The following is a 6,940-nucleotide window of genomic DNA, read 5'->3' as shown; positions in this document are numbered from 1 at the left end:
GTTGACTTCCCTCACGCCTTTGCAGTACCAGAAGCAGATTCGCCTGCTGGAAGCGAGGCGCCTCATGGCTGCGGGGGAAGCCAACGTGCAGACGGCGGCAGTTCGTGTGGGATACGAAAGCTCGTCGCAATTCAACCGCGAGTACGCACGCATGTTTGGCGCCCCCCCCACGACAGGACATCCTGAGCTTCGGCAAGTCAACTTACTGAAGTCGAGGTTCGCCGAAACAATGGCCATTCATGGAAAGGATCAAGGGCAGAGCAGGGAAAGCAATGCAGCGGGGTACCGCTTAGCCGGCACACGCCAAGGCGAAACTGTAGCGCCTAGGGCGGTATGAGCCCTGCCACGCAAAAGCTCTTGATCAGTGCGTCGTAGAACGAGATGTCCGAGCGGCTCCTGGCCATGACGAGCGCCGGCAACCGCTGCGAAGATGACTCGAGCCCGCAGGTCGCTTTCCCCGGAGCCGACTAGTCCTGAAGCGGAAAGAACCTTGCTTAACCACGCGACATTCACATCAGCAAAGGCCTGAACCTTTTTCGTGACCGCTTTCGGCCGCCTGTCGCTTTCGGCGGCCATGAAGCTGCAAAGGCAAAGGCGATTACCGGTCTCGAGCGCCTTGCGGAAGGTCTCGGGGTACCGGCGCAGGCAGCTCATCGGATTCGGCGAGTCGGCCCGTAGTGCGTCCAGCATGGCAACCGAGTCCTCGCAGTAGCGCCTTGTTACCGCTCGACCGAGATCGCCCTTGTTTGTGAAGTGGTGGTGGATGCTCGCTGGCTTGTTGCCCATCGTGTCGGCCAGATCACGAAAATTCAATCCGCCGTAGCCATGCGCCTGCGCGGTCGACGTGGCCGCGGCCAGGATACGTTCCTTCGAGTTGAACCGGTTCGGCTCGTCACTGCTGCCGCGCTCGAATTAGGAAATACGTTGACAGGGGAAATTATATCTTTTATCTTTTAAACTAACGAACGTTAGTTAGTCTGCGATTTTGATAACCGCAACCATAGAGAGGGAAGCCATGAGTTCAGATGCCGTCGACTTCGACGCAAGTAGAGTGCCATCGATGAAGGTCTACGACTTTCCGGCAGGGCCCTATCCGACGCGCGTGCGTATCGCTCTGGCCGAAAAGAACCTGCAGTCACGCGTCCACTTCGAGCTTGTCGACCTTTATAAAGGGGAACACAAAGAGCCTCAGTTCATCGCCCAGAAGAACTACTCGGGCACACTGCCGGTGCTCGAACTCGACGACGGGACGCTCATTGCCGAGTGCACCGCAATAACGCAATACCTTGATGCGCTGGATGGCGCGCCTACGCTTACGGGCAGAACGCCGCTTGAAAAAGGCTTGATCCACATGATGAGCAAGCGGGCCGAACTGGAGCTGCTGGACGCTATCAGTGTCTATTTCCACCATGGCACCCCGGGGCTGGGACCTAGCGTCGAGACCTATCAGAACCGCGAATGGGGCTTTCGTCAGCGCGACAAAGCCCTTAGGGGCATGCACTACTTCAACGAAGTTCTGACAAGACAGCCGTTCGTCGCCGGGGAAGCCTTCTCCATGGCCGACATTACAGTCATCGGCGGGTTGATCTTTGCGTCGATTGTGCAACTGCCGGTGCCGGAGCAACACGAGGCTCTTCATGCCTGGTACGCCAGGATGCGGGAGCGCCCGAGCGTGAAGAACCAGCCGGCCTTTTCTGCGCTGACCAGATAGCGAAGGCAATCAGGGGCGCCAATTGCCATGATGGGCTCGTGACCCGTCCTGCTGCTTCGAAACCTGCGGGCAGATGGCACCGCGTCCGGGAAAGGCACGGTACTGAACGGCTCGTCTGTTAGTGCGCCGCGTCCAGTATCGCCGACGACCGCGCACTATCTTCATCGTACAGGCCCCACGCGCACAGCATCGGCGGAGCAGGTTCCTACGTCGTTATGCTGTGCGTCTGCGCAGACATTCGTACACGCGTATAACGCGTATCCGGCGCGATGTCGCGGCCAAAGCCGGACTGATCATTTCCAACCGGTGCGTCAGCGCCGGTCTGCGAGCAATTGCGTGAGGCATACAGCCGGTTGGGCCGTACAATGAAACGATCGTTCAACCTTCGGCGCGTCCCGAAGTGAAAAAAATTGACCAGGTTAGGGATAGAGTATGGCCGCGCTATGGAGGTTTATGCAACGTCAGGGGACTTCCGTGCTGATGGGGCTTTTCTATGCTTGACGCTGTCCGACAACATGCCAGCACGAAGGTCGAGCAAACCGACTTGTCTTCAGCGTCACGGCTCGCCGCGTCCTACGGCCGAGCCGATTTCGGCGACGCGTTTTCGATCGAGTTGCCAGAATCCGCGTCTCGCGACGCAGAAGATCTGGCACGACACATCTTTGCACAGCCCGCCGAATGGGTTGTGATGCTAGTGGGATTGCGCGACACCCTCGTGTGGCCTCTTGGCCTTAAGCGGGCGGTCGATCTCGCGGCCGAGGGCGGCGACCGGATCAATATTTTCCGGGTCTTCGAGCGGTACGATGGCGAGATCATTCTCGGCGAAGACGACATACACCTCAATTTTCGTGTGTCGGTGCTTGTGCAGCCGGCATCCGACGGCCGGCTTCGCCGACTGATAGTGACTACGCTTGTCTTCCACAATCGTCTGCTGGGGCGAGCCTACTTTGCCCTCATCGCTCCGTTTCATCGCGCGGTGGTACGAGCCTCGCTTGACAAAGCTCAGCGCCGCGGGTGGCCGATCCGATAACGGCGATGACGCCTTGCTGTTCATCCCGGCTACGCCGCGCAAAAGCAATCCAGATCTCTCGCTGACGGCATCACACCTTTGGCGTGTGCACTCATATCGTTCCTGCGTCGTGCGCGTCGTTTACGCCTGCGAGTTGCCGGCGAGCATACTGCCGTGGCGAACAGTTCATGATCCGCCTGAACGCCGTGATGAACGATTTCTCTGACTCATATCCCAGCGCGAGACCGATCCCGGCAACTGAGTCGCGGGAGTTAGTCAGCCTGTCCGCGGCCAGCATCATTCGCCAGCGCGTCAGATATTCCATCGGCGACAATCCAACGAGTTTCTTGAACCTGAGCGCGAAGGTCGTGCGCGACATGGCTGCATGCCCGGCCAGCGTCTGCAGGGTCCATCTCGCCCCAGGTGCGTCGTGCATCGCGTTGATCACCGCACGCATGCGTTTGTCCGCCAGGGCAAAAAGCCAGCCGACGCCATCGCTGCGTGTCTCGGCAAGCCGCATCCGCAATGCCTGCACCAGTACCATGGTGGCCAACTGCTGGGCGACAATGTCGCCCCCCGGTTGTGGCTCATGCAATTCCTGTCTCATGCGTTCGATACACCATCGCAACGTGGACAGGCCAGGTTCCTCGTGCACGTGAACGATGGGCGGGAGCATCCTCAGCAGGAGATCGGCCTGAGCATCGGCCAGAGTGAAATATCCGCCGATGCTCACGAATTCACCACCGCCGTTATAGGTCACGATACGGCCGTCGTGGATCTGCGGCAGGAGCGTGCGGACATCGACCGCTTCCACTTCCATATCGCTCGCGATGCGAAAGGGCCTTCCTCTGGCCAGCAGGAAGCACTGTCCTTCGGTGACTCGCACTGGCTCAGGCTCACCCTCAACCGACACCCAGCACTGCCCCCGAAGAACCGCATGGAATTTGATCCCGTCGTGGTGACCAAACCGTACGGCCCATTCTCCGCCTGCATCGAAGCCGCCGGACACGTAGCTGCGCAGTTCCAGCAATGACAGCACATCGGATAGCGGGTCCATTTACTCAGTCTCGAACGATTGAATACCAAATCCGGACTGTAGATCATAGATCGTCCGGGTTCAATGCCTTAGTCTGTACTCGAAACCGAACAGGAGAATTTCGATGCGGGTATTCGTCACGGGTGCCACCGGCTTCATAGGATCGGCCATTGTCCATGATCTTGTCGCCGCGGGCCATCAGGTGACCGGCCTCGCGCGATCGGCGCATGCCGCCGCTTTGCTCGGGGCCCTGGGAGCGGGGGCTTGTCGCGGGACGATCGAAGATCTGGAGGTCCTGCGGCGGGCGGCGGCAGAAGTGGACGGCGTCATTCACACCGCCTTCTTTCATGCGCTCTCGCAGCCCAGTCCGCGTGTTCGGCTACGCATCCTGTTCGGTGGTCGTCCGGCTGCTATTGTCAAGCGATTCTCAACGGCCGCCGTCGAGGCAGAGCGGCGTGCCATCGAGGCATTCGGTGGCGCACTCAGCGCAAGGAAGGGCTCGCTCGTCATCGCCTTGCCGACGATGGCGATGGCACAGGGACGTCCGGCGTTAGAAACAGACTACGCGGATCCCGACGCCGTGGGCGGCCTCCGCGCGCGGTCCGAAAAGGCAGCACTGGATCTCGTGCAAACCGGCGTGAACGCCACGATCGTTCGATTGCCACCATCGGTGCATGACGACACCAGACTCGGGCTCGTGACGCGCCTCATCGAAATCGCGCGGAAGAAGCAGATGTCCGCCTATCCCGGTGCTGGGACAAACAGATGGGCCGCAGTTCACCGGCTGGATGCATCGCTGTTGTTCCGGCTCGCGCTGGAGAACGGCGAGGCGGGTGCCCGATATCACGCTGTGACCGAAGGAGGCATCCCGTTTCGTGAGATAGCCGAGGCTATTGGGCGCCATCTCAATGTCCCGGTCGTGCCATTGTCACCTGAAGACGCCGCAAAACATTTCGGCTGGCTTGCGCCCTTCGTGAGCGCAGACAACCCGGTTTCCAGTCGAGTCGCCCAGGAACGGCTGGGCTGGCAGCCGCTGCATCCGCCACTGATAACGGACCTTGCAGCTGCCTTGCGGGATGTGCGTCGTTAGATGTCAACGGACCGTGCTCTTTTCCCGAGCTCAGACGCCAATGTGTGATTGCCGTATCCGCAGAAACAGGTCCGTCGCCAGGTGCCCTCGAAGCGGTCTCAACAACAACCAGGAGTAGTCCCGATGCGCTTTGTCAGACTTGCGCCATTAGCTGCGGCTTTCTTCATCGCATTCGCCCAACCCGGTATCGCGAAGCAGGTCGATAGCGGAGTCCCCGGAATGATCTTCGATCACGACGTGCCAGTCACCATGACCGATGGCCTCGACCTGCGCGTCAATATCTATCGCCCCGAAAAGCCGGGCCATTACCCGGTGCTGATGCTGATGGGGCCTTACGGGAAGGACACGGGCATGGCAGACGCGCCGGCCTACAAGGCATCGTGGGCCAAGTTGATCGCGAAATATCCGGACCTCTGCAAGAAGTCTTCGTGCCGCTATATCCGGTTCGAGGCGCCGGACCCCGAACGTTGGGTTGCAAACGGCTACATCGTGATTCACGCGGATGTCCGCGGGGCTGGCGCCTCGCCGGGCGTGCTCGATCCTTTTTCCCCGCGCGAGACCGAAGACTATGCGACGCTGATCACGTGGGCGGCTCAGCAGCCCTGGAGTTCGGGAAAAGTAGGTCTGCTCGGCACGTCATTCCAGGCGATCAGTCAGTACCAGGTCGCCGCTTTGCAGCCGGAGGGTCTGGCGGCAATCTTGCCGTGGGAAGGCGCGTACGACCAGTATCGGGAGATCGGCTATTACGGTGGAATTCTAAACGTTGCATGGGAGTTCTGGTGGACCCATCAGGTGGTTCCCAACCAGAACGGCAATGCGACAACGCCGTTCGTTGATTCCATCAACGGCGGCAAGGACACTGGTGCGCCTCTCTCTCCTGAGCTTCTGAAGCAGAACCGCGTCGACCCGGTCGGAGCTCTGGCAAAGCATCCGTTCGATGATGAGTACTATCACCAGAGGACCCCGGACGGAAGTCGTATTACGGTGCCGCTGCTCGACGTTGCCAACTGGACCGACTGGAGCACGGAAGGCTATCGCGTGGCCGCGAGCAAGCAGAAATGGCTGCGTATCCAGACTGGCGATCACTTGACTCCCTTCTATTCGGAGGAGGCGCTCGCACTTCAGAAACGCTTCTTCGACCACTTCCTGAAGGGCGCTAACAATGGATGGGAGAAGGAGCCGCGAGTCGCCGTACAGGTTCGGCGCCCTGATGGAACATCCTGGCGGAACGCAGGGGCCTGGCCGCTGCCTGATACGCAATGGGAGCGCTATTATCTTGACGCCGCGAGCGGGTCGATGGCGCCGACACTCGAAGCCGCTTCGCCCGCTGAAAAGTCTTACCAGGGATCCGGGGACGGGCTGACGTTCACGACTGCACCGTTTACCAATGAAACGGAATTCACCGGGCCAATTGGTGTAAGGCTGTGGGTTGGCTCTTCGACTGCCGACATGGACATTTTTGCCGCGCTCAGACTCATCGATCCGCAGGGCAGGGATGTCACCTTTACGGGCAACAGTGATCCGAACGTACCGCTCGATCTCGGCTATCTGCGCGTGTCTCACCGCGCCGTCGATCCGGAGAAATCAGCCGAATACCGTCCCTTCCATCCGCATCTCACTTCTGAACCGATGAGACCCGGGCAGCTTTATCCGGCGGAAATCGAGTTCACGGAGCCGACGAGCATCGTGGTCCCCAAGGGATATCGTCTGGCATTGACGATCCAGGGCAAGGATTTTGGCTACGGCCCCAACGCTCCAATCGTGCACGCAAAGGATTACGACCTTCCCGATACGAAAAATTCGGGTCTTTTCTTCGCGGCCCATCCGAACCGCGACCCCTCTCTATATGGCGGAATGGACACGGTTGCTACGGGCCGGGAGCACGCGTCGTATCTGTTGTTGCCCTCTATCGCGTCGCGTCGCTAGGCGAGTTTCTCGTGACGGGGAGAGCTGTGCAAAGCATCCAACCTGCGTTCGCTCAGGCACGCGCGCCAAACTCTTATGCGATCGTCAGGACACGCCTTAGGTTTGCGGCCGCTTTCGTCCCAAACCGGGTGCAAGTGCGCGGCTTGGATTGCTCACAAATCGAGCGCC

5 protein-coding genes and 2 pseudogenes are annotated in these 6,940 nt (G+C 59.9%); 5 read left to right on the top strand and 2 right to left on the bottom strand.

All coding sequences use genetic code 11. The features are described 5' to 3' along the window. Nucleotides 1-169, top strand: a pseudogene (locus HV770_RS39255) (helix-turn-helix domain-containing protein); the annotation flags it as partial. 154 nt (nucleotides 170-323) lie between these two features. Here the strand turns inward: HV770_RS39255 and HV770_RS36525 are convergent. After that, nucleotides 324-861: pseudogene (locus HV770_RS36525) on the bottom strand (TetR/AcrR family transcriptional regulator). A gap of 154 nt (nucleotides 862-1,015) precedes the next feature. Between HV770_RS36525 and HV770_RS36520 the strand changes: the two are divergent. Then, a complete protein-coding gene (locus HV770_RS36520) occupies nucleotides 1,016-1,711 on the top strand; it encodes a glutathione S-transferase (RefSeq protein WP_175166282.1) in 696 nt (231 codons plus the stop codon). A 493-nt stretch (nucleotides 1,712-2,204) separates the two neighbouring features. Then, a complete protein-coding gene (locus HV770_RS36515) occupies nucleotides 2,205-2,741 on the top strand; it encodes a DUF2867 domain-containing protein (RefSeq protein WP_175166281.1) in 537 nt (178 codons plus the stop codon). A gap of 91 nt (nucleotides 2,742-2,832) precedes the next feature. Here the strand turns inward: HV770_RS36515 and HV770_RS36510 are convergent, their stop codons facing one another. Then, nucleotides 2,833-3,777 carry an AraC family transcriptional regulator gene (locus HV770_RS36510; RefSeq protein ID WP_175166280.1) on the bottom strand — a complete coding sequence of 315 codons (945 nt, stop codon included), beginning with the start codon at nucleotides 3,775-3,777 and terminating at the stop codon, nucleotides 2,833-2,835. A 103-nt stretch (nucleotides 3,778-3,880) separates the two neighbouring features. Between HV770_RS36510 and HV770_RS36505 the strand changes: the two genes are divergently transcribed. Together HV770_RS36505 and HV770_RS36500 are read left to right on the top strand one after the other, a co-directional pair. Beyond that, nucleotides 3,881-4,846, top strand: coding sequence for an SDR family oxidoreductase (locus tag HV770_RS36505; protein WP_175166279.1), 966 nt, complete (start codon nucleotides 3,881-3,883; stop codon nucleotides 4,844-4,846). Between the two features lie 123 nt (nucleotides 4,847-4,969). Beyond that, nucleotides 4,970-6,772, top strand: a complete 1,803-nt coding sequence (locus HV770_RS36500; RefSeq protein WP_175166278.1) for a CocE/NonD family hydrolase — start codon at nucleotides 4,970-4,972, stop codon at nucleotides 6,770-6,772. The last annotated feature ends 168 nt before the right edge of the window (nucleotides 6,773-6,940 follow it).

Origin of the sequence: Paraburkholderia fynbosensis (assembly GCF_902859935.1) — a bacterium.
Lineage (GTDB): Bacteria > Pseudomonadota > Gammaproteobacteria > Burkholderiales > Burkholderiaceae > Paraburkholderia > Paraburkholderia fynbosensis.
The sequence above is the reverse complement of the archived record's forward strand: the minus strand, read 5'-3'. Positions and strand labels throughout refer to the sequence as shown.